20 protein-coding genes and 1 pseudogene are annotated in these 21,647 nt (G+C 66.2%); 8 read left to right on the top strand and 13 right to left on the bottom strand.

Translation table 11 applies throughout. From position 1 onward, the window contains the following. Nucleotides 1–32: 32 nt before the first annotated feature. The 3 genes from MSTE_RS10575 to MSTE_RS10565 all read left to right on the top strand — a co-directional run bounded on the left by MSTE_RS10575 (nucleotide 33) and on the right by MSTE_RS10565 (nucleotide 2,231). Complete coding sequence (locus MSTE_RS10575) at nucleotides 33–929, top strand: class I SAM-dependent methyltransferase (protein ID WP_231897093.1); 897 nt, start codon at nucleotides 33–35, stop codon at nucleotides 927–929. 190 nt (nucleotides 930–1,119) lie between these two features. Further along, on the top strand, nucleotides 1,120–1,455 hold the full coding sequence (locus MSTE_RS10570; protein ID WP_005061379.1) for an RNA polymerase-binding protein RbpA: 336 nt from the start codon (nucleotides 1,120–1,122) through the stop codon (nucleotides 1,453–1,455). 14 nt (nucleotides 1,456–1,469) lie between these two features. Then, nucleotides 1,470–2,231: an SDR family NAD(P)-dependent oxidoreductase gene (locus MSTE_RS10565; RefSeq protein WP_096501027.1), complete on the top strand. Its 762-nt coding sequence runs from the start codon at nucleotides 1,470–1,472 to the stop codon at nucleotides 2,229–2,231. Nucleotides 2,232–2,243: 12 nt separating this feature from the next. Here MSTE_RS10565 and MSTE_RS10560 read toward each other — a convergent pair whose 3' ends face one another. The 7 genes and pseudogenes from MSTE_RS10560 to cobN all read right to left on the bottom strand — a co-directional run bounded on the left by MSTE_RS10560 (nucleotide 2,244) and on the right by cobN (nucleotide 11,472). Further along, nucleotides 2,244–3,005: a polyprenol monophosphomannose synthase gene (locus MSTE_RS10560; protein ID WP_096501025.1), complete on the bottom strand. Its 762-nt coding sequence runs from the start codon at nucleotides 3,003–3,005 to the stop codon at nucleotides 2,244–2,246. Between the two features lie 5 nt (nucleotides 3,006–3,010). After that, nucleotides 3,011–4,844, bottom strand: a pseudogene (gene lnt / locus MSTE_RS10555) (apolipoprotein N-acyltransferase). Then, entirely contained in the window at nucleotides 4,837–6,372 is a 1,536-nt protein-coding gene (locus MSTE_RS10550) for an amidohydrolase (protein WP_096505730.1), read from the bottom strand. The pseudogene lnt and the gene MSTE_RS10550 overlap by 8 nt, the downstream one beginning before the upstream one ends. A 92-nt stretch (nucleotides 6,373–6,464) precedes the next feature. Beyond that, entirely contained in the window at nucleotides 6,465–6,977 is a 513-nt protein-coding gene (locus MSTE_RS10545) for an FxsA family protein (protein ID WP_096501023.1), read from the bottom strand. A gap of 51 nt (nucleotides 6,978–7,028) precedes the next feature. Then, nucleotides 7,029–7,430 (bottom strand): PPOX class F420-dependent oxidoreductase, encoded by a 402-nt coding sequence (locus tag MSTE_RS10540; RefSeq protein WP_162291623.1) that lies wholly within the window; start codon nucleotides 7,428–7,430, stop codon nucleotides 7,029–7,031. A 1-nt stretch (nucleotide 7,431) separates the two neighbouring features. Beyond that, complete coding sequence (locus MSTE_RS10535; RefSeq protein ID WP_096501019.1) at nucleotides 7,432–7,845, bottom strand: PPOX class F420-dependent oxidoreductase; 414 nt, start codon at nucleotides 7,843–7,845, stop codon at nucleotides 7,432–7,434. A gap of 9 nt (nucleotides 7,846–7,854) precedes the next feature. Continuing rightward, complete coding sequence (cobN, locus tag MSTE_RS10530; RefSeq protein ID WP_096501017.1) at nucleotides 7,855–11,472, bottom strand: cobaltochelatase subunit CobN; 3,618 nt, start codon at nucleotides 11,470–11,472, stop codon at nucleotides 7,855–7,857. Nucleotides 11,473–11,505: 33 nt separating this feature from the next. On the opposite strand from cobN, the gene cobG reads away from it, so the two are divergent. Genes cobG through MSTE_RS10515 form a run of 3 tightly spaced genes read left to right on the top strand, consistent with a single transcriptional unit; the run spans nucleotide 11,506 to nucleotide 14,765 of the window. After that, a complete protein-coding gene (gene cobG / locus MSTE_RS10525) occupies nucleotides 11,506–12,654 on the top strand; it encodes a precorrin-3B synthase (protein ID WP_096501015.1) in 1,149 nt (382 codons plus the stop codon). 9 nt (nucleotides 12,655–12,663) lie between these two features. Continuing rightward, nucleotides 12,664–13,290, top strand: a complete 627-nt coding sequence (locus tag MSTE_RS10520) for a precorrin-8X methylmutase (protein ID WP_096501013.1) — start codon at nucleotides 12,664–12,666, stop codon at nucleotides 13,288–13,290. After that, a complete protein-coding gene (locus MSTE_RS10515; protein WP_096501011.1) occupies nucleotides 13,287–14,765 on the top strand; it encodes a precorrin-2 C(20)-methyltransferase in 1,479 nt (492 codons plus the stop codon). Before MSTE_RS10520 ends, MSTE_RS10515 begins: the two co-directional genes overlap by 4 nt. On the opposite strand, the gene MSTE_RS10510 is transcribed toward MSTE_RS10515, so the two are convergent. From MSTE_RS10510 to MSTE_RS10495, 4 genes are read right to left on the bottom strand one after another with little or no spacing between them, the layout of a single operon-like run. Continuing rightward, nucleotides 14,737–15,465: a cobalt-precorrin-6A reductase gene (locus tag MSTE_RS10510; protein ID WP_096505728.1), complete on the bottom strand. Its 729-nt coding sequence runs from the start codon at nucleotides 15,463–15,465 to the stop codon at nucleotides 14,737–14,739. The two genes, MSTE_RS10515 and MSTE_RS10510, sit on opposite strands and share 29 nt — an antisense overlap. Nucleotides 15,466–15,474: 9 nt before the next feature. Then, complete coding sequence (gene cobM, locus MSTE_RS10505) at nucleotides 15,475–16,230, bottom strand: precorrin-4 C(11)-methyltransferase (protein ID WP_096501009.1); 756 nt, start codon at nucleotides 16,228–16,230, stop codon at nucleotides 15,475–15,477. Continuing rightward, entirely contained in the window at nucleotides 16,227–17,447 is a 1,221-nt protein-coding gene (cbiE, locus tag MSTE_RS10500) for a precorrin-6y C5,15-methyltransferase (decarboxylating) subunit CbiE (RefSeq protein ID WP_096501007.1), read from the bottom strand. Before cbiE ends, cobM begins: the two co-directional genes overlap by 4 nt. Then, on the bottom strand, nucleotides 17,408–18,133 hold the full coding sequence (locus MSTE_RS10495; RefSeq protein WP_162291622.1) for an SDR family NAD(P)-dependent oxidoreductase: 726 nt from the start codon (nucleotides 18,131–18,133) through the stop codon (nucleotides 17,408–17,410). The genes cbiE and MSTE_RS10495 overlap by 40 nt, the downstream gene beginning before the upstream one ends. A gap of 101 nt (nucleotides 18,134–18,234) precedes the next feature. Here MSTE_RS10495 and MSTE_RS10490 point away from each other — a divergent pair, with 101 nt between their 5' ends. Further along, entirely contained in the window at nucleotides 18,235–18,660 is a 426-nt protein-coding gene (locus MSTE_RS10490) for a F420-dependent biliverdin reductase (RefSeq protein ID WP_030095633.1), read from the top strand. On the opposite strand, the gene MSTE_RS10485 is transcribed toward MSTE_RS10490, so the two are convergent. Continuing rightward, nucleotides 18,650–19,789: a M24 family metallopeptidase gene (locus MSTE_RS10485; RefSeq protein WP_096501003.1), complete on the bottom strand. Its 1,140-nt coding sequence runs from the start codon at nucleotides 19,787–19,789 to the stop codon at nucleotides 18,650–18,652. The genes MSTE_RS10490 and MSTE_RS10485 overlap by 11 nt on opposite strands. A 60-nt stretch (nucleotides 19,790–19,849) precedes the next feature. Between MSTE_RS10485 and MSTE_RS10480 the strand changes: the two genes are divergently transcribed. Continuing rightward, nucleotides 19,850–20,794 carry a 5'-3' exonuclease gene (locus MSTE_RS10480; protein ID WP_096505726.1) on the top strand — a complete coding sequence of 315 codons (945 nt, stop codon included), beginning with the start codon at nucleotides 19,850–19,852 and terminating at the stop codon, nucleotides 20,792–20,794. 63 nt (nucleotides 20,795–20,857) lie between these two features. Here the strand turns inward: MSTE_RS10480 and MSTE_RS10475 are convergent, their stop codons facing one another. Further along, complete coding sequence (locus MSTE_RS10475) at nucleotides 20,858–21,568, bottom strand: DUF4333 domain-containing protein (protein ID WP_096501001.1); 711 nt, start codon at nucleotides 21,566–21,568, stop codon at nucleotides 20,858–20,860. Nucleotides 21,569–21,647: the final 79 nt, after the last annotated feature.

The raw sequence follows: 21,647 nt of genomic DNA, 5'->3' as shown, positions 1-21,647 counted from the left end.
CGTCCACCAGATTCGGAAGACCGGGTATGAGTGTGAATAATCGCCGTCTTGATCGTCGGGCGAGTTTTACGGCGCAATCCTGCGCCGCGCAACGCGCGGCCGAGACGATGCAATCACCCCGGCGGCGCCTCCTCAACGATCCCTACTCGCGCCATTTCATCCGCAGCCCGCTATTGCGTGCCTGTTTGATTCATCCGCTGGTGGCCAGGGGCTTTATTGGGGTACTGAAATCTGTATTCGGCGCCGCAGGTCACTTCTTTTTGGTATTACGGGTGCGCTACACCGATGACGTCCTCGAGGCGGCCATCAATGACGGCGTTGATCAACTCGTGCTCCTGGGCGCAGGGTTCGACACCACGACGTTGCGCCGCGTCGCACACGGACCGATCAAGATATTCGAGGTCGACGCACCGACTACGCAGGCGGACAAACGGGCCGTCATGGAACGACTCCAATCAACCGACCGCAACGATGAGATTGTCTGGGTTCCTTGCGATTTCGAGCACTACGTGCTCCGCGAAAGGCTCCTTGCCAGTGGATTCGATCCCACCCGGCCAAGCCTGTTCGTCTGGCTCGGCGTGACCGCCTACCTCACCCAGGACGCGCTCGACGCGACACTTGCCGACCTCGCGACGGTCTGCGCGCCCGGAAGCCTGCTGGTTTTCGACTATCTCGACACCAGTGTCGTGACTGGCGGAGACAACAAGTCGGTGCGCGCCCGGCTATGGACCGAAGCGGCAGCACGGTTCGGCGAGCCGTACCTCACTGGTCTCACCGCGGCCGACGCCGACGCACTGCTGGCCTCGCACGGATTCCAGTGCCGTCAGCACCTGACGACGCTGGAATTGCTGCGGCATTACGCACCGGCATATGCCAGTCGATCTCCTGCCGACGGCCGGGCGGCGATCACCACAGCGCAGCGCACCTGACCCTGCGCTCGCCACGCATCCGCGATGCGAAGCGGTGACGGCCACAACGGCGTTCACCAGCTATAATGAGGGCCACAACCTGCATGAACAGGGAACTAATGCCCCGGGTACGGCGTTGATCTAGACAGCCACCAGCAATTTGAGCGCGGGATCCGATTGCAGAGACCCGCAGTGAAGAGGAGAAGTACACATGGCAGATCGTGTTCTACGAGGCAGCCGACTCGGTGCCGTCAGCTACGAAACCGATCGTGACCACGACCTGGCACCTCGCCGCATGGCTCGCTACCGCACCGAGAACGGTGAGGAGTTCGACGTTCCCTTCGCGCACGACGCCGAGATCCCGGCGAACTGGGCATGCCGCAATGGCCTGGAGGGCACCCTGCTCGACGGCGACGTTCCCGAGCCCAAGAAGGTCAAGCCCCCGCGCACGCACTGGGACATGCTCCTGGAGCGCCGCAGCGTTGAAGAGCTCGACGAGCTGCTCAAAGAGCGTCTGGAACTGATCAAGGGCCGTCGCCGGGGCTAGCACCACCCGCCCTGATGAGTGCCTCCGGCAGGTCCGTCTCGGGTTCAGCCGTACTGATCACCGGTGCCGCCAGTGGCATGGGAAAGGCCACCGCCCGGGTATTCGCCGACGACGGCGCGTTTGTCGCGGTCACCGATCTTCGGCTGGAGGATGCGCAGGCGGTCGCCGCCGAGATCGGTGAGTCCGCAGTGCCATGGGCGCTGGATGTCACCGATGAGGCACAGATCATCGAGGTCGTCGCGGCGGTCGCCGAGCGGTTCGGCCGGCTGGACATTGTGGTGAACAACGCGGGATTTGCGGCGTTCAGATCACTCGACGACCCCGACTACGGCAGCACCTGGGATCGCTCACTTGCCGTACATCTGACCGCACCCCAACGGATTGTCCGTGCGGCGCTTCCGTATCTGCGCGACTCCCCTGCGCCGCGCGTGGTGAACATCGCCTCGACGGAGGCTCTCGGCGCCACCCCGTATGACAGCCCCTATGTCGCGGCCAAATCGGGTCTGGCCGGCCTGACCAGGAGTTTGGCGGTCGACCTGGGGCGAGAAGGTATCACCGTGAACTGCATCTGCCCGGGCCCCATCGATACCGCGATGACGGCAGCGATTTCGGCTGAGGACAAAGACACCTATGCCCGCAGGCGCACCGCACTGCGTCGTTACGGCCGCGCCGAGGAAGTCGCACACATGACGTTGAGCGTGTGCCTACCGGCCGCCTCGTACCTCACCGGCACGGTCATCCCCGTCGACGGCGGCCTGATGGCGCGCAATGCGTGAGGACTGACTCCCTCAGCGATTGATGCCGCGGGCCCGGTCCAGACGACTTTGGACGCCCCACTTGGTCACCTTGACCAGGGCTTCGTTGATGATTGACCCGCTCATCTTGGATTCGCCGATCGCGCGTTCGGTGAAGGTGATCGGCACCTCGGCGACCTCGAAGCCGTGCGCGATGGTGCGCAGGGTGAGGTCGATCTGGAAGCAGTACCCGTGTGATTCCACCGCCCCCAGATCCAGCTTCTCGAGCACCTCACGTCGGTACGCGCGATAGCCCGCGGTGATGTCGTGCGGCTTCACACCCAGCACCAGCCGGGCGTACACGTTCGCACTCCGGGACAGCACGAGGCGCCGCCACGGCCAGTTGACGACGGTGCCGCCGGACACGTAGCGAGATCCGATCGCCAGGTCGGCTCCGGCATCGACGGCGTCAAGCAGCCGGGACAGTTGTTCGGGTGCGTGGCTACCGTCGGCGTCCATCTCCACCAGTACCGAGTACTGGCGTGCCAGGCCCCAGCCGAAGCCCGCAATGTAGGCGGCACCGAGGCCGCCCTTCTCCTTGCGGTGCATGACATGTACGCGGTCCGGGTCGGCGAGCGCCGCCTCGTCGGCCAGTTCGCCAGTGCCGTCGGGGCTGCCGTCGTCAACGATCAGCACATGCACATCGGGTTGCGCCTTGTGCAACCGACCAAGGATCAGCGGGAGATTCTCCCGCTCGTTGTACGTCGGAATGATCACCAGGGTCCGGGCGCTCGGACGTTCGGTCACGGGATCCACTCCGGTCAGGTCTCCTTAATCGGTGAGGCCGGTTCTACCTCATGTTCGGGCCTCTTCAGCATGTTCGGGCCTCTTCAGCCCTCCATTGTGCAGTATCGCCAGGCCAGCCGAGGCCAGGACGGCAAGTCCGGCGATCAGAGCCAGCGCCCACTCCACCCACGGACCCCATTGCGTAGCCGGTGTCACGTCGTTGTGCAGTCGCACCTGCATATCGATGTAGGCCGGTTCGAAGAACTTGGTGCGCCCCGCGTCGACGCCGTCGGGAGAGATAAACGCGCTGATCCCGGTGGTGCCGACGACGATGACCTCCCGATCGTGCTCGACGGCCCGCACCTTGGAGATGGCCAGTTGCTGTTCACTCATCGCCGTACCGAACAGAGCGTTGTTACTCGGCACGGTGAGTATCTCGGCACCGTTCAGGGTGGACTGCCGTAGCGCCCGATCGAACAGAACCTCCCAACAGGTGGCAACGCCGATCTTCACGCCGCCCGCTGTGACGACGCCGTTGCCATCCCCGGGGACGAAGTATCCGGCCCGGTCCGCGTACGTGGAGAAGTGCGCGAAGAAGCTCCGCCACGGTAAGTACTCACCGAACGGCTGCACGATCTGTTTGTCGTGGCGCTCGCCGGGGCCGCTCTCGGGATCCCACACGATCACCGAATTGATCGATTTGGGCTGTTCGGGGGTGGAATCTGGATGCCGCAGCACGCCGCCGACCAGGATGGGAACACCGATGGCCTGCGCCGCTTCGGTGATTGCCTCGGCCGCGTCGGCGTTGCGGATCGGATCGATATCCGAGGAGTTCTCCGGCCACACCACGAACTGCGGCGCCGGAGCCTTGCCCGCCTTCACGTCCGCAGCCAGCAAGAGGGTTTCCTTGACGTGATAGTCGAGTACAGCGCGCCGTTGCGCGTTGAAATCGAGCCCCAGGCGGGGCACATTTCCCTGCACCGCGGCGACGGTGACGCTGCGCCCATCTGTGGCGCCGTGGCTGGCGTGCCGAACCTGCGGCCAGCTCACTGCCATGGCGAACAGGACCAGGCATACGCATGCTCCGGGCAGCAGCACCGAGGGCACCGGACGTGCACCACCTGGTCCCACCGCGGGGCTGCGCCACCAGCGATACATCTCAATGCCGAGTGCGGTCACCGCGAACGCGCCCAGGGCCACCGTGAAGGACACCAATGGCGCTCCCCCGTACCGGGCCAGGCTCAGCATCGGACCATCGCCCTGACCGAAAGCGACTCGACCCCATGGGAATCCGCCAAACGGAACGCTCGCCTTACCCCATTCGGTGGCGGACCACGCGGCGGCGAACCACAGCGGCCAGCCCGGCAGTCGGCGCACGGCGACGGCCAATACACCGAACAGGGCGACCCACGTAGCGCACAGCAACGACAGTGCCAGCCACGGGACGGCACCCACCAGCTGGCCCGTCCACGGCAGCAGCGGAACGTAGAACGCGAGACCGAACAGCAGTCCGTAGCCAAGCCCACCGCGCAGCCCGGTGCGCGACGACCACAACACCAATCCCAGGATCGACAGTGCCGGGAACGCCGCCCACCAGAAACCCCAGGGCGGGAAGCTCGCGCACAGCATGAGGCCGCCGATCACCGCCGCACCCTGACGGTCCGCCGCACGCAGCCAGGCCCGGCCGAACGCGATACCGCGGGCACGCACCGCCGCCACGAATGCCGCCCCCCGTGCGGGGCCGGTTTCCCCCGTAGCCTCCGACTCCTCGTCGACCGGAACGTCGGCCGCCTCGGCCAGATCGGTCAGATCGGTCACGTCCTCATCGACAATCTCCGCAACGGACTCGTCGACAGTTTCGTCAGCCATGGATCACCGTGCCACGGTGCACGGTCCGCAGACACTTGGGAAGCGCCGCGGCGGCATCCGATAGGTCCGGGAGGGCGGGGACACGCGAACGCGGGTCGGTGGACCACCGCTGCACACCCGGTTGGCTGGTGTTGATGGTCAAGTCCCCCGTCTCCCAAATCGCATAGCTGGCAAGCGCTCCCGGGGTCAGCGTGCCCGTGGCACCGTCATGAACTCCCTGGGCGCGCCAGCCGCCTCGGGTCGCGGCACCAAACGCCGCGCGCACCGAAACGGAACTACTCGGGGTGCGGTGATGGGCTGCCGCCCGCACCGTCACCCATGGATCCAGGGGCGCGACAGGGGCATCAGAACCGAACGCGAGGGGCACGCCTTGGGATGCTAACAGCGCCAGCGGGTTTAGCTGAGTACCTCGGTCTGCACCGAGTCGTTCCGCATACATACCGTCGGGGCCACCCCAGAGGGCGTCAAAGGCCGGTTGCACACTGGCGATGACCCCAAGGCGACCAAGCTGCGCCGCCTGCGCAGCCGAGATCATTTCCAGGTGCTCGAGACGATGTCCACACCGAGCCACGGCCGGTACGCCGTGCCGGGTGGCGACGCGGTCCAGAGCGTCGATCACCTGAGTGACAGCTGCGTCACCGATCACGTGGAAGCCTGCGGTGATACCGGCCTGCGTACATGAGTCCAGATGCGTCTCAACCGTTTCGGCATCCAGATGCATGGTGCCGCAGGTGTGTGGTGCATCGTGATAGGGCTCCTGCAGCCAGGCGGTGTGCGATCCCAACGCTCCGTCGACAAAAAGGTCTCCGGCCAGACCGGCGGCCCCCGTCAACGCGATGAGCTCGCGCGCGTGCTCGGCGTCGCGCGCTGGCTCGCCCCAGTATCCGGTGACCTGCACGCCATGCTCGGTGGCCAACAGTTCACGGAAATCGTCCAGACCACTGATCTCTGGCCCGCCGCACTCGTGCACCGACACCAGGCCCAACGATGCCGCATTGTCCAGCGCCGCGCGGCGCGCCGTCGCCCGCCCATCGACGGAGAGCGCACCGCGCGCATGTGCCCGCAACAGATGATGAGCCGCACCGGCCACCGGATGTTCGGGATGAAATCCCGTTGCCCCGGAAAGTCCTGGTACCTGCTGCCGCAGCGCGGTCGACGCCGCGGCCGAATGCACATCGATCCGGCTGAGATAGACGGCCCGGCCGGGCGCGGCCCCGTCAAGATCTGCAGTAGTCAGTGGCTGCCGCTCGGGCCATCGCGATTCGTCCCAGCCATGCCCCCAGATCACCTCGTCGGAGTGCTCGCCGGCGTACGCGGTCAGTCGGGCCAGGCACTGCTCCCGCGAAGCCACCCCGGACAAGTCGAGCCCGATGAGGGACAGTCCGATGGCGGTCAGATGAACATGGGCGTCGACGAATGCGGGCGCGACGAAGGCACCCCCCAGATCGACGATGTCGGCGTCCGGGAACTCTGCACGAGCGAGGTCATCCTCGCCGATCCAGCTGATGACATCGCCGGTCACGGCCATCGCGGTCGCCGCCGGATGCGACGGGCTATGCACGCGCGCATTGACGAGCAGTTGAGTCTGCACTCGCTGATTCTGCCGGGTTCGGGCGACGTCTATGCAGGCAGGTCGTGGCCGGGACGGTATCGCCGAGACGGTCCGGCTTGCTCGTCACTCACGTCGATGACCTCGCCGTCGATGTAATCGACGGTGCTCGCCCGGGTGTGATCTCCGCGGAAAGCGCCGTATCCGGCGGGTATGACGGTGATGAGGGGTGCCCGCCTACTCAGCTGGCGGGCTGCCACCAGAGTCAGGACCGGCCGTAGGACAGCACGGGTCGGCGGCAGCAGCATCAGCAGTCCGATGGCCGAGGAGACCAGTCCGGGAATCACCACCGCAATGGTTCCGAGCGCGATGAGCGCACCGTCCGCGATGGCCCCTCCCGGGGATCTGACTCCACGTCGCAGCTGATCAACGGCGCGTCGAGCCTGAGAGCCGGCAAGTATGAGACCGACCACGAAGGCGGCAAGGACGGCGATGATGGTCCAGCCGATACCCACCGCCGAGGTCAACGCCACCAGGGCGGACACCTCCACGATCACGTACAGCAGAAACAGACCAGGCCACATATCGGGTCAACGAGCCGACCCGTCCCCGGGTTCCCGATTCACCGCTGCGGGTCAGGCGGTGACGGCCAAGCCAATGGTGCCGCTGCTGCCGCGACGCACGACGCTCGCCTTGACCAGCACCCAGCCCAACAGGCCGTACTTGCGGGTGATGGCCGCGCGCGCTCGCTGAGTGCCCTCGGTGTCCAGGACGCGCGCGGTGCCCTCGATCTCACCGCTGCGGACCTTGCCGCGCACATCGCAGATGGCCAGCGACACCCGCGGGGTGTTACGGATTCGACGCACCTTCCAGGACGTCGTCTCGGTCCACACCAGAAGTTCACCGTCCTCGGGCGCCGCCCAGACCGCGGCAGGTTTGGCCCGGCCGTCCTTGGTGTAGGTGGTCAGCAGGACATACTTGGCAGCACAGACTTCGTCGAATGTCGGCACCGGGAGGTTCGCACCCATGCCGACCAGTCTAGAAACCTCCCGGCGTTTCCGGCGCACCGAGCGTCACCGAAATCCCAACCCTGGCGCCGTTACGCCGATCCAGCCATGCAGTCGCGATCCGGCCGGCCAGTCCGTATCGGCTGACCACGGCCGAACGGATACGCGCCACAGACGCCGGATCCTCGACGATCACCGCGGTGGCGTCGGCCGACGGACTGATCACCCTGCCGCGCTGGGTACAGACAGCCACCCGCACCTTCCGGTTGCGCCGAATCCTTCCGACCTTCCAGGTGTTGGCACTCGTGGTCAGCAGAAGCTCGTCACCCTCTGCCACGAAGCCCATCGGAGTCGGCTTGGGCACACCGTCTTTGGTGAATGTGGTCAACAGGATGTAGCGGCCCGCCGCCACCGTGCCGATGTTCAAGCCGATATCCCGGGCCATGTCCCGATGCTACGACTCCAACTCGCCCTCGGTTTCGAGGAACACCGAACGCAAATCATCCAAAACTTGCCGATCGGGTTCTTCCCAGAGACCCCGGCTCGCCGCCTCCAGCAATCTCTCGGCAATGCCGTGAAGAGCCCACGGATTCGACTGCTGCATGAACTTGCGATTCTGCTCGTCGAGCACATAGCTGTTGGTGAGCTGCTCGTACATCCAGTCGGCCATCACATTCGCGGTGGCGTCGTATCCGAACAGGTAGTCGACGGTGGCGGCCATCTCGAATGCACCCTTGTAGCCGTGTCGACGCATGGCCTCCAACCAGCGCGGATTCACCACGCGCGCACGGAAAACCCTTGTGGTTTCTTCGGATAACGTGCGGGTATGCACCGCGTCGGGCCGGGTGTTGTCGCCGATGTACGCCGCTGGCGCCTTGCCGGTGAGCGCTCGCACCGCGGCGACCATTCCACCGTGGTACTGGAAGTAGTCGTCCGAGTCGGCAATATCGTGTTCACGGGTGTCGGTGTTCTTGGCCGCCACCGCGATCCGGCGATATTGATGACGCATATCCTCACTGGCGGCGGCACCGTCCAGCCCGCGGCCGTAGGCGAATCCGCCCCAGGCTGTGTAGACCTGCTCCAAATCCGAGTCGTTGCGCCAGTTTTGGCTATCGATCAGTTGAAGCAGACCCGCCCCATAAGTGCCGGGCTTGGAGCCGAAGATGCGCATGGTGGCGCGGCGCCAGTCTCCGTGCTCGGCACGATCAGCCTCGGCATGTGCCCGCAGATAGTTCTCCTCGGCGGATTCGTCGAGACCCGCAGCAAGGGCGACGGCGTCGTCGAGCATGGTCACCACGTGCGGGAAGGCGTCGCGGAAGAATCCGGAGATGCGCACCGTGACGTCGATGCGGGGGCGCCCGAGCTCCGACAACGAGATCGCCTCGAGGCTCACCACGCGCCGGGAAGCGTCATCCCATACCGGCCGAACTCCCAGGAGGGCAAGGACTTCGGCAATATCGTCGCCGGAGGTCCGCATCGCCGAGGTACCCCAGATCGAAAGCCCGACGGACCGCGGCCAATCTCCATAGTCGGTGCGGTACCGCTGCAGTAGCGAGTCGGCCATGGCCTGCCCGGTCTCCCATGCCAACTTCGACGGAACCGCCTTGGGATCTACCGAGTAAAAGTTGCGCCCGGTGGGCAACACGTTGACGAGTCCACGCAGCGGCGAGCCCGAGGGCCCGGCCTCGATAAATCTGCCATCAAGAGCGCGGAGCACCGCGTCGATCTCACCGTTGGTGCCGTCCAGCCGGGGCACCACCTCCGTCGCCGCGAACCGCAGGATCAACGCCACCTGAGGGTCGTCGGTGAGTTGACCGACCGCATCGGGATTCCAGCCCGTGCCCTGCAACTCGGCCAGCAGCGCGTGTGCTTTCTGATCGATCTCATCCACCCGCGCACGGTCATCGGTGCCGTCCTCGGCCAGGCCGAGCGCCTGACGCAACCCCGGTACCGACTGTTCGCCGGCCCACATCTGCCGGGCGCGCAGGATCGAGAGCACCAGATCGACCTGAGCCGCACCCGTGGGCGCGCTACCCAGAATGTGCAGGCCATCGCGGATCTGCACATCCTTGATCTCGCAGAGCCATCCATCGACGTGCAGCAGCATGTCGTCGAAGACGTCTTCGTCGGGGCGCTCCTCCAGTCCCAGGTCGTGGTCCATCTTGGCCGCACGCATCAGCGTCCAGATCTGCTGGCGGATGGCCGGCAGTTTGGCCGGATCCAGCGCCGAGATGTTCGCGTGCTCATCGAGAAGCTGTTCCAAACGCGCGATATCCCCGTAGGTCTCGGCGCGCGCCATGGGAGGGATCAGGTGATCGACCAGGGTCGCGTGTGCGCGCCGCTTGGCCTGGGTGCCCTCGCCCGGATCGTTCACCAGGAACGGGTAGACAAGTGGCAGGTCACCGATCGCGGCGTCGGTGGCGCAATCTGCGGACAGGCCAACGGTTTTCCCGGGCAACCACTCCAGATTTCCATGCTTGCCCAGGTGCACCAGTGCATCGGCGCCGAACCCGCCCTCCTCGCGCGGGGCCGACAGCCAGCGATACGCGGCCAGATAATGGTGGCTCGGTGGCAGATCGGGATCGTGGTAGATGGCCACCGGGTTCTCGCCGAACCCGCGAGGCGGCTGCACCAGCAGCAGGATATTGCCCGCCTGCAAGGCGGCAATCACGATATCGCCGTCGGGGTTGGCACTGGTGTCCACAAACAGGTTCCCCGGTGGCGGCCCCCAGTGTTCGACGACCTGCTCGGCAAGACCGGGCGCCAGCCGGGAGAACCACTCCCGATACTGGCGTGCCGGAACACGAATCGGGTTGCCCGCCAGCTGATCTGCGGTAAGCCAGTCCGGATCTTGACCACCCCGCTCGATGAGCGCGTGCACCAGGGTGTCGCCGTCACCGTCCGTGGCGGGTCGACCGGCGGCGGGTAGTCCGGGGATATCTCCGTCGGCGCCCACGTCATAGCCGGCCTCACGCATGGCGGTCAGCAGCGCCACCGCACTCGCCGGAGTGTCCAGGCCCACCGCGTTCCCGATCCTGGCGTGCTTGGTGGGGTATGCGGAGAACACCAGTGCAATCCGACGCTCACCGGCGGGGATGGATCGAAGTTTGGCATGCCGCAAGGCGATACCTGCCACGCGTGCGCAGCGCTCCGGATCGGGAACATAGGTGATGAGGCCGTCGCTGTCGATCTCCTTGAACGAGAAGGGCACGGTGATGATGCGGCCGTCGAATTCGGGAACCGCAACTTGAGTGGCGACGTCCAACGGACTCATTCCGTCATCGTTGGCCTCCCAATCACCTCTGGGGCTGGTCAGGCACAGCCCCTGCAGAATCGGAATATCAAGGGCGGCAAGATGGCCGACATTCCACTCATCGTCGGCTCCCCCGGCTCCCACAGCCGCCGGGGTCGCGCCGCCCGCCGCCAGCACGGTGACCACCATCGCGTCAGCGGCGGCCAGCGTCTCCAGCAGTTCCGCCGGCGCGGTGCGCAGCGAGGCGCAGTACACCGGAAGTGCCCGCCCTCCGAGGTTTTCAATGGCGGTGCAGAGAGCGTCTATGTATCCGGTGTTCCCAGCCAGCTGTTGGGCGCGGTAGTACAGCACCGCGACGGTGGGACCATCAACACTCCCGGTCGCACGCTCCAGCACTCCCCAAGCCGGGTTTGTCGTCGGTGGTTCGAAGCCGATACCCGTCATCAGGACGGTGTCGGACAAGAACGCATGTAGCTGCTGCAGATTGGCCGTCCCGCCCTCGGCCAGGTACCGGTGCACCTGCAGGGCGACGCCGCCCGGAACTGTCGAGCATTCCATGAGTTCGGCATCGGGGGCCTGTTCACCGGAGACCACCACGGCCGGCACTCCGGAGGCGATGACGGCATCGATGCCCTCTTCCCAGCCGCGACGTCCGCCCAGAAGCCGGACAACCACCAACCCCATACCCTCCAGCAGGCCTGGGACGTCGTCGACGTGGATACGAGAAGGGTTGGCCCATCGATAGTTCGCACCACTGGCGCGCGCGCTCAGCAGATCGGTATCCGATGTCGACAGAATCAGGATCGGGGCATTGCTCACAGGACATTCGTACCGTAGTCCTACGGTGAGTAGGTGACCCGCTCCTCAGCCGACGACGCGTGCCCCGGTGCGCTGCGGTTACATGAGGCGGCCGACGGAGCCCTGGCACGCATCCGGCTGCCCGGCGGAATGCTCTCGTCGACGCAGTTGGCCGCGTTGGCCGCGGCGGCGGGCAGCCACGGCGCGCCCGTCGTCGAGCTGACCTCCCGCGGCAACGTTCAGCTTCGATCTATCCGGGATGCGGACGCAGTGGGCACCTTGTTATCGGACGCCGGGCTGCTGCCGTCACCGAGCCACGAACGAGTGCGCAACATCGTGGCCTCGCCGCTCTCGGGACGGGTCGGCGACTTCCCCGACGTGCGGCCGCTGGTCCTCGCGCTCGACCGTGGGCTGATCTCTTCTCCCGTGCTCGCCGACCTGCCGGGGCGCTTTTTGTTCAGTCTCGACGACGGACGCGGCGATATGGCCACCATGGGTACGGACATCGGACTACGGCATGACCGAGTTGGTTGGCGACTCATTCTCGGCGGTCGCGCCACCTCGGTGTGTGTCGCCGACCCCGACAGCGCTGTGGAACGCCTGCTCGCGGCCGCGCAGATCTTCGTGCAGATTCGGGGAAACGCATGGCGCGTCCGGGAGCTGCCTGACGGCGCCAAGACCCTGGCCGCAGCGATCGACGCAACGCTGATCGCGGACCCGGACGAGGCAGGGCCCGCGCCGCACGCGCCCGTCGGATGGATCGAGCAGTATCCCGACCACGAGTTGGTGACCCTGGGTGCCGCTGTTCCGTTGGGCCAGCTGCCGGCGCGGGTGGCGGCGCTGCTGGCCGCTGCCGAGAAACCCGTCGTCATCACCCCGTGGCGCTCCCTGCTGCTGTGCGATCTGCCCCACGAAGACGCCGATGTGGTGCTCCGGGTGCTGGCACCTCTGGGCCTGGTCTTCGACGAGCGCTCCCCGTGGCTCAATGCCAGCTCGTGCACCGGGCTGCCGGGATGCGGACGCTCACGAACCGACGTCCACGCCGACGTGCGGCTCGAAGTCGCCGAAGAGATCGCCAGCGGTATCCATTCGCCGGTGCATCGGCATTGGGTTGGGTGTCCACGGGCCTGCGGCTCCCCCAGCACAGGCCAGGTGCTGGTGGCGACGGAGCTGGGTTATCGACCGCTAGAGCGACACCCGTAGGGTTAGCGCGTGCTGGACTACGTGCGAGACGGAGCCGAGATCTATCGGCAATCGTTCGCGACCATCAGGGCCGAGGCAGATTTGTCGGCCTTCCCCGACGACGTCGCGCGCGTGGTGGTCCGGCTCATTCACACCTGCGGGCAGGTGGATCTGCCCGGCGAAATCGCCTTCACCCCCGATGTGGTGACACGCACCCGCGCGGCATTGGACGCTGGTGCCCCCATCCTGTGCGATTCGTCGATGGTCGCCGCCGGGATCACCCGCCTGCGCCTGCCCGCGGACAACGAGGTGGTGTCCCTGGTGGCCGATCCGCGCGCCGCCGATCTGGCCCAGCGCACCGGGACCACAAGATCTGCTGCCGCGGTGGATCTTTGGGCCGATCGACTACCTGGATCGGTGGCCGCGATCGGGAATGCCCCCACGGCACTGTTCCGCATACTCGAACTCATCGACGAAGGCGTGGCTCCCCCGGTGGCCTTCTTGGGCGGCCCGGTCGGTTTCGTCGGTTCGGCACAGTCCAAGCAGGAGCTGATCGACCGTCCACGCGGCATGGACTACCTGTTGGTGCGAGGACGACGCGGCGGCAGCGCCATGGCCGCCGCTGCCGTGAATGCGATTGCGAGCGAGAAGGAATGAGCAGAGGAACGCTCTGGGGTGTGGGCCTGGGCCCCGGTGATCCCGAATTGGTGACCGTGAAGGCGGCACGCGTGATCGGCGAGGCCGACGTGGTGGCATTCCACAGCGCACGCCATGGCCGCAGCATCGCCCGCTCGATTGCGCAGCCGTATCTGCGGCCCGGCCAGATCGAGGAGCATCTGGTCTACCCGGTGACCACCGAGACCACCGATCACCCGGGCGGATACCGCGGTGCGATCGATGACTTCTACGAGGAGTCCGCGAATCGGATTGCCGCCCATTTGGATTCGGGCCGAAATGTGGCGCTGCTCGCCGAAGGCGATCCGCTGTTCTACAGCTCGTACATGCATATGCACCGCCGCCTGACCGACAGGTTCGATGCGGTCATCATCCCCGGTGTGACGTCGGTCAGCGCCGCATCGGCCGCAACGGGTACGCCCCTGGTCGAGGGCGACGAGATTCTCACCGTCATCCCCGGCACCTTGCCCGCCGACGAGATCGCCCGCAGGCTCAGCGATTCGGATGCCGCAGTCATCATGAAACTGGGACGCTCCTACGGGGCCGTCCGACAGGCGTTGGACACCGCCGGCGTGCTGGACCGTGCCTACTACGTGGAACGGGCCAGCACCACGCAGCAGCGGGTACTGCCCGCCGCCGATGTCGACCCGTCTTCGGTGCCCTATTTCTCACTGGTCCTGGTTCCCGGAGCGCAACCCCTCACCGACACCGCCCAGGACGGGATGGTGACGGTGGTCGGTTTGGGCCCCGGTCATCATGATTGGACGACCACCGAGGTGCGCCACGAACTGGCGCTCGCCACCGATCTCATCGGATACGGCCCGTATCTGGATCGTATTCCCGCTCGGGACGGGCAAATCCGTCATGCCAGCGACAACCGTGACGAGCCCGCACGCGCCGAACTGTCTTTCAAGCTCGCCGCGGGTGGTCGCCGGGTCGCCGTGGTGTCCTCCGGAGACCCTGGCGTCTTCGCGATGGCTGCGGCCGTGATGGAAGAGGCCCGGGCATGGCCCGATGTCGCGGTGCGGGTGCTTCCGGCGATGACGGCGGCGCAGGCTGTCGCCAGCCGGGTCGGGGCACCCCTCGGGCATGACTATGCGGTGATCTCGCTGTCCGACCGTCTCAAGCCATGGCAGGTCATCGAGTCCCGGCTACGTGCCGCGGCCGCGGCCGATCTGGTGCTGGCCGTGTACAACCCGGCCTCGAAGTCGCGCACCTGGCAAGTGGCATCCATGCGCGATGTGCTGCTGGAACACCGCGACCCCGCCACCCCGGTCGTGCTGGGACGCGATGTCGGCGGCGCGGGAGAGTCCGTGCGGGTGACCACGCTGGGTGACCTCGACCCGTCAGCCGTGGACATGCGCACCCTGCTGATCGTCGGGTCCTCACAGACCCAGTGGCAGGACACCGATTCCGGACCTCAGGTGTTCACGCCTCGGCGATATCCCGCTCAGTAACCCATTGCTGCGCCTCGTCCACAGTGGGCACGGTGCACACGTTCTCCGGCAGGGGCGGCCTGTCGATCATCACCACGGGAATGCCCAGTACCGCAGCGGCTTCCAACTTCGCCGAGGTCATCGTTCCGCCGCTGTTCTTGGTGACCAGCACCTCGATCTCATACTGGCGCATGAGGTCGGTCTCCTCCTCGAGCGAGTACGGCCCGCGTGACAACAGCAGATGGTGCCGCTCGGGAAGTTCGTCGGCGGGCACCGGCTCCACCACACGGATCAGGAACCAGGCGTCCGAGAACAGAAACGCCCCGATGCTGGAGCGCCCCGAGGTCAGAAACACCCGCGAAAAGCCCTGCGCCACCACCGCGTCCTTGGCCTCGGCCGCCGAGGACACCACGGTCGCATCTCCCGCAGGCCAGGGTGGACGGCGCAGGATGAGGTGCGGGATACCCAGCCGAGCGCATGCCGCAGCGGCGTTCTCGGTAATCGTCGCCGCGAACGGATGCGTAGCATCGACTACGGCGTCAATATTGTTATCCAATAGCCATTTACGTAGTCCGACCTCTCCACCGAAGCCCCCGATGCGCAACTCGCCGGCCGGAACAGCCGGGTTACGCACCCGCCCCGCGAGCGACGTCGTGACATCGAACCGGGGCACGAGCCGCTCCGCAAGCTCGCGCGCCTCCGCCGAACCGCCGAGAATCAAGATTTTCATCTAATGTGTTGCCCCTCTGCGACGTCCGGCCGAGTACAGGTAGCTATCGGTGAATCCCTCTGCCGCAAGAACCTTTCCCACGAAGATGACCGCCGTCTTGGTCACGCCCGCTTGTTTCATCTGCCCGGCAATGTCCGCGAGAGTGCCACGAAGGATGATCTCGGATGGCCAGCTGGCATATGCCACGACAGCGGCCGGCGTGCCCGGCGGATACCCGCCGGCGACGAGATCGGCTACCACATTGTCGATTTGAGCCGCCGCCAGGTGCAACGCCAGCGTCGCCCCCGGCACCGACAGTGAGCGCAAATCCTCACCGGCGGGCATCGCGGTGGACAGCGTCGAGACCCGGGTGATCGTCACGGTCTGCGCGACACCGGGAACGGTCAGCTCGGTGCCCAATGCCGCCGCGGCCGCGGCGAAGGCCGGGACACCCGGGACGATCTCGTGGCCAATGCCAAGGGCATCGAGTCGGCGGCACTGCTCGGCCACCGCGCTGTACAGCGAAGGGTCGCCCGAGTGCAGCCTGGCGACATCCAATCCCTGTGCGTCAGCACTGGATATCTCCTCGATAATGGCATCCAAGGTCAGTGGGCCGGTGTCGATGATTCGGGCGTCGGGTGGGCATACCTCCAGAAGGTCGGGCGGCATGATCGATCCGGCGTACAGGCACACCATGCACCGCTGCAGAATCCGCTGCCCGCGCACCGTGATGAGGTCGGCGGCGCCCGGTCCCGCACCGATGAAGTAGACGGTCATGGCTTTTCCCCGGTCCATTGAGCCACGGGCAGCCGGGATCTCCAGCTGGTAAAGGCTCCGAGCGGAGCCGCGTCCTCCACGCGGTACCGGTGCAGCTCTCCCCCATGGCGGGAATACCAGTGCAATAGCAGCGCTTCGGACTCCGCGGTGACCGCGTTGACGACAATCCGGCCCCCGCTCGGCAGCCGCTCCCAGCACGCCTCCAGCAGCCCGGCATTGGTCACACCACCGCCGACGAAGATCACGTCCGGAGGGCAGGCCCTGTCGAAATCGCCGGGCGCGGCGGCGAAACACTCGACGTCTACGCCGAATTTCGTCGCGTTGGCCACGATCGCGGCCCGTCGCGATGGCTTGATCTCGAAGGCCGAGGCGCTACAGCCGGCGCCACTGCGGGACCATTCGATCGCGATACTGCCCGACCCGGCGCCCACGTCCCAAAGCCGCTGACCCGGCCGCGGCGCGAGTGATGCCAGCGTGACCGCCCGGATCTCGCGCTTGGTGATCTGCCCGTCATGTTCGAAAACGTCCTCGGACAGCCCCGCAACCAGTGGCAGCACCGCTACTCCTACCCCCGGAACATATTCCACAGCAATGACATTCAATGCATGACCGGGTGAATGGCCCCACTCGCGAGCAACCCCTTCCACATGGATCTCTGCCGCGCCACCCAACTGTTCCCACACCGTCAACAGTGAGTCACCCAGCTCGGAATCGGCCAGGGTCCGCGCCAGCTCAGCCGGAGTATCCGCGTTGCGGCTGAGCACGATCGCCCGACCGCCGTATCGCAGTGCGGCGGCTGCCTGCGTATTGACCAGGCTGATGATCTCCACATCGTTCACCGCCCAACCCATTCGGGCGCAGGCCAACGACACACTGGACACATGCGGTAACACGCGCACCCGATCCGGGCCGAAGAGCCGGATCAGCGTGGTGCCGATGCCATGCAGCATCGGGTCGCCGCTGGCAAGCACGTGGACGTTGCCGAGACCATCGAACATGGTGGGCAACGCGGGCAACAGTGGCGAAGGCCATACCCGACACTCGGCCGCCAGAGATTCCTCGGCCAGCAGTTCCAGCTGGCGTAATGAACCGAATATTATTGAGGCGCGCTGCAATTCACGGCGGGAATGCATGGATAGTCCGTCGACACCGTCCGCACCTATCCCGATCACGGTAATCACCGCGGCATCCTGCGCCATATAGCTGACGGTACCCATCGCATGATGAATGCGAGCGTTCCCAGCGCACGCGGAATCCACACCGTGCGCTTCCCGCTGCGCAGCGCGCGCACGGTCGCCTCCGCCACCTGGGGCGGTGTGCTCGCCAATGGTGCCGGTGACATGCCCGCCGCCATCCGCCCGATCACGAAGCCGGGGCGCGCGATCAACAAGTGCACGCCGGAACCGTGCAGGGCGTCGGCGAGCCCACTGGCGAAACCGTCGAGCCCCGCCTTGGCCGATCCATACACGTAATTGGCACGCCGTACTCGCCATCCGGCGATCGAGGAGAACACCACCAGCGCGCCGCGTCCGGCGCCACGCATGCGCACGGCCAGCTGAGTCAACAACGCCACCTGTGCCACGTAGTCGATGTGGACGATCGCCGCCGCGTGGCCGGCATCGGTTTCCGCCCGCTCCTGATCGCCCAGCAGTCCAAACGCGAGTACCGCCACGTCGATGGCTCCATGCCGCTCGGCGAGTGCGGCCAGCACCGATTCGTGGGTATCGAGCCGGTCGGCGTCGAACTCGACGCAGTCGACGGCAACGGCCCCGGCGTCGCGGATACGTCGTTCCTCGTCGTGCAGATCACCGGCCCGGCGCGCCGCGAGTACCACGGTGTTTCCGGCGGCGAGACGAGTAGCCACCTCAAGTCCGATTTCGCTGCGTCCACCGAAGATCACCACCGTCGACGATCTTCCCGCAAGCGGATCATCCCCAAGCTGGCCGGAGTGTCGCACCGTGTCGGTCACGTCAGCGATTATGTCCTGCGCTAGCGTGAGAGTTGATGCCGAACACCCCTACAACTCGACTTACCGATGATGCGCTGGCGTTTCTGTCCGAGCGCCATCTTGCGATGCTGACCACCTTGCGCCAGGACAACAGTCCGCACGTGGTGGCTGTCGGCTTCACTTTTGACCCAGTCACCCACATCGCGCGGGTCATCACCACCGGCGGGTCACAGAAAGCGGTCAACGCCGAGCGCGGAGGCCTCGCGGTACTGAGTCAGGTGGACGGCGCCCGCTGGCTCTCCCTGGAGGGCTCGGCCACTGTCGTCACCGACAAAGAGGCGGTGCGCGACGCCGAGCTGCGTTACGCGCAGCGCTATCGCACCCCGCGGGTGAACCCGCAGCGGGTGGTCATCGAGGTCAAGATCGAGCGGGTGCTGGGCTCCTCTGATCTGCTGAACCGCGGCGACGCCCCTACCGAGTAGGCACCACCGTCAGGCCGTGCGGCCGGGAATTCACCGACTCGCAACCATTTTCGGTCACGACGACGATGTCCTCGATTCGTGCGCCCCATAGGCCCGGGAAGTACACACCCGGCTCGATGCTGAAGGCCATGCCCGGTTCCAGGATCAGATCGTTGCCCGCCACGATGTACGGCTCCTCGTGTACCGACAATCCGATGCCGTGTCCGGTGCGATGTACGAACGCCTCACCCATCCCCGCCTCGACGAGAACGCGGCGCGCGGCGGCATCCACCGATTGGGCGCTCACGCCGGGCCGAGCCGCCCGAACGGCCGCCTGCTGCGCCTGCTCCAGAATTGAAATCCGGTGAGCCACATCGGGGTCGGGCTCACCAATGCTGTAGGTACGCGTGCTGTCTGAGTTGTAACCGGGCTCGTAGCTGCCGCCGATGTCCACCACCACGATGTCCCCGGTCTGCAGCTCCCGTTCGGAGCATTCGTGGTGCGGGTCGGCCCCGTGCGGACCGGATCCGACAATGATGAAGGCGACCTCCGAATGCCCCTCGGCCACAATCGCTTCAGCGATATCAGCGGCCACCTGCGCCTCCGTGCGCCCCGGCACCAGCAGTTCGGGCACCAGCGCGTGTACGCGATCGATGGCAGCCCCGGCCTTGCGCAGGGCATCGATCTCCGAGGCGTCCTTGACCATGCGCAGTCGGCGCAGCACACCGGTGGCCAGTATCGGCACGGTCCCGATCAATTCTGTCAGCGGGAGTAGATGCAGTGCGGGCATGGACTCGGTGACGGCGATGGCGCCCGGCAGCGCACCATCGCGGGAACCCAACGCCGCACGTACCAGCTCATAGGGGTTCTCCCCGTCCACCCAGTCGCTGATCGGGATGCCGAGGTCGCCGATCGCCGAATCCTGCAGCGCCGCAAGCTCCATCCGCGGTGCGATCACGGTGGGCGTTCCCGAGGCAGGCACCACCAACGCGGTGAGCCGCTCGAATGTCTGCGCGCGTGAGCCGGTCAGATATCTCAGGTCGTATCCGGGTGTGACCACCAAGCCCGCCACCCCGGCCGTCGCGGCCTCCTGAGCGGCACGTTGCAGGCGGTTGGTGTACACATCGGATTCAAAACGCTGGGGTGCCATACGGTCCAGGCTATCTGGCATAGGTTGAGTGCCGTGTCAGAAGACCTCCACCGACCCGTCCTGCTCCTCGATGGAGCCAGCCTGTGGTTCCGTTCATATTTTGGCGTCCCGGATTCCATCAAGTCTCCCGATGGCCGACCCGTCAACGCGGTCCGCGGCTTCCTCGACACCATCTCCCAGCTCATCACGCTGCATCGGCCGCATCGGCTTGTGGTGTGTCTGGATCTGGACTGGCGACCGGCCTGGCGGGTTGCCGCGATTCCGTCGTACAAGGCGCATCGTGTGGTCGCGGAGGAGCCCGACGGAGCCGTCGATGTCGAAGAGGTGCCCGACGACCTGACACCCCAGGTCGACATGATCGCCGAAATGCTGGATGCGTTCGGCATCGCGTCCGCCGGCGCCCCGGGATTCGAGGCCGACGACGTCTTGGGCACCCTCGCGGCGGCCGAGCGGCGCGACCCGGTGATCGTTGTCAGCGGGGACCGTGACCTACTGCAGGTGGTTACCGATGCCCCGGTGCCTGTTCGCGTCTTCTATATGGGGCGCGGGTTCGCCAAGGCCACATTGTTCGGACCGGTGGAGGTGTCCGAGCAGTACGGCGTGCCCGTCGAGCGTGCCGGCTCGGCGTACGCCGAGCTGGCCCTGCTGCGCGGTGACCCATCCGACGGTCTGCCCGGTGTTGCCGGGGTGGGCGAGAAGACCGCCGCCAAGCTTCTGGCCGAGCACCACTCGCTGACCGGCATCCTCGCCGCGGCCGATGATCCAAAATCAGGGCTGGCCAAGGCGGTTCGCGCCAAGCTGCAGGCCTCGGTCGACTACATCGCGGCCGCCGAGCCGGTGGTCCGGGTGGCCGTGGATGCGCCGGTCACCATCGATCGGGACAGCGATGCGCTGCCGCTGGCCGCCCGCGATCCGCAGCGGGTCGCCGAACTGGGTGCCGAGCTGGGGATCGGGTCGGCGATCACGCGCCTGCAGAAGGCATTGGACGCGCTGCCCCAGCCTTAGGTCGAGAACGCAAAAACGCCGAGTGTGCGGATGGCAACACTCGGCGTTTTCGCGAGAAACGATCTACTTGGGGCGGCCGACTTCGTAGGTGCCCTTGTCGTTCTGGAAGGTCACGGTGACCTGTCGCTTGGTGCCGTCGATGCTGACATCGCAGCTGAAGGTGGCGCCCTTCTTCACCTCGGGGTTCTGGCCGTCATTGCACTTGACGTCCTTGACGTTCTTGGCGCCGTAGCCATTGGTTTCGTCGGTGAGAACCTTGGTCACACCCTCCTGCGCCTTGTTGACGTCCAGGGTTGTGGTCATGGCCCAGCCGGGGGCCAGGAAGGCGGTAACCAGCACCACGATCAGGATCACCGCGGCCGCGACGATACCGCCGATGATCGCGATGGTCTTGGTGGAACGCTGCGGCTTTCCGGCGCCGAACTGCGGGAACGGCTGTCCCTGCTGCTGTCCGTACTGGCCCGGGTATCCACCCTGCTGGCCGTACTGTCCCGGCTGGCCGTAGGCGCCGGGCTGGCCGAACTGGCTCGGCTCACCAAACCCCTGCTGACCGGGCTGCTGGCCGAACTGGCTCGGATCCCCGAATCCACCGCCCGGGAAACCCGGCTGCTGGTACTGCGGATACTGCTGGCCCTGACCATAGGCGGGCTGCTGCCAACTCGGTTCACCCTGCTGTGCCGGATCTGAGGATTGCGGTGTCTGCCACGGCTCTTGGCCTTGCCCAGGTTGGGGCGCCCACTGTCCGCCAGGTTCGGTTCCCTGTGGACCGCTCATCGTTCCTCCCGTGTCGCGACTTTATTACTTACCGGTGTGTAAGAGGGTGCTGACGCTCCACCTTAGCGTTTGCTCGTCG

Origin of the sequence: [Mycobacterium] stephanolepidis (assembly GCF_002356335.1) — a bacterium.
Lineage (GTDB): Bacteria > Actinomycetota > Actinomycetes > Mycobacteriales > Mycobacteriaceae > Mycobacterium > Mycobacterium stephanolepidis.
This window is presented reverse-complemented; position numbering and strand designations above follow the sequence as displayed.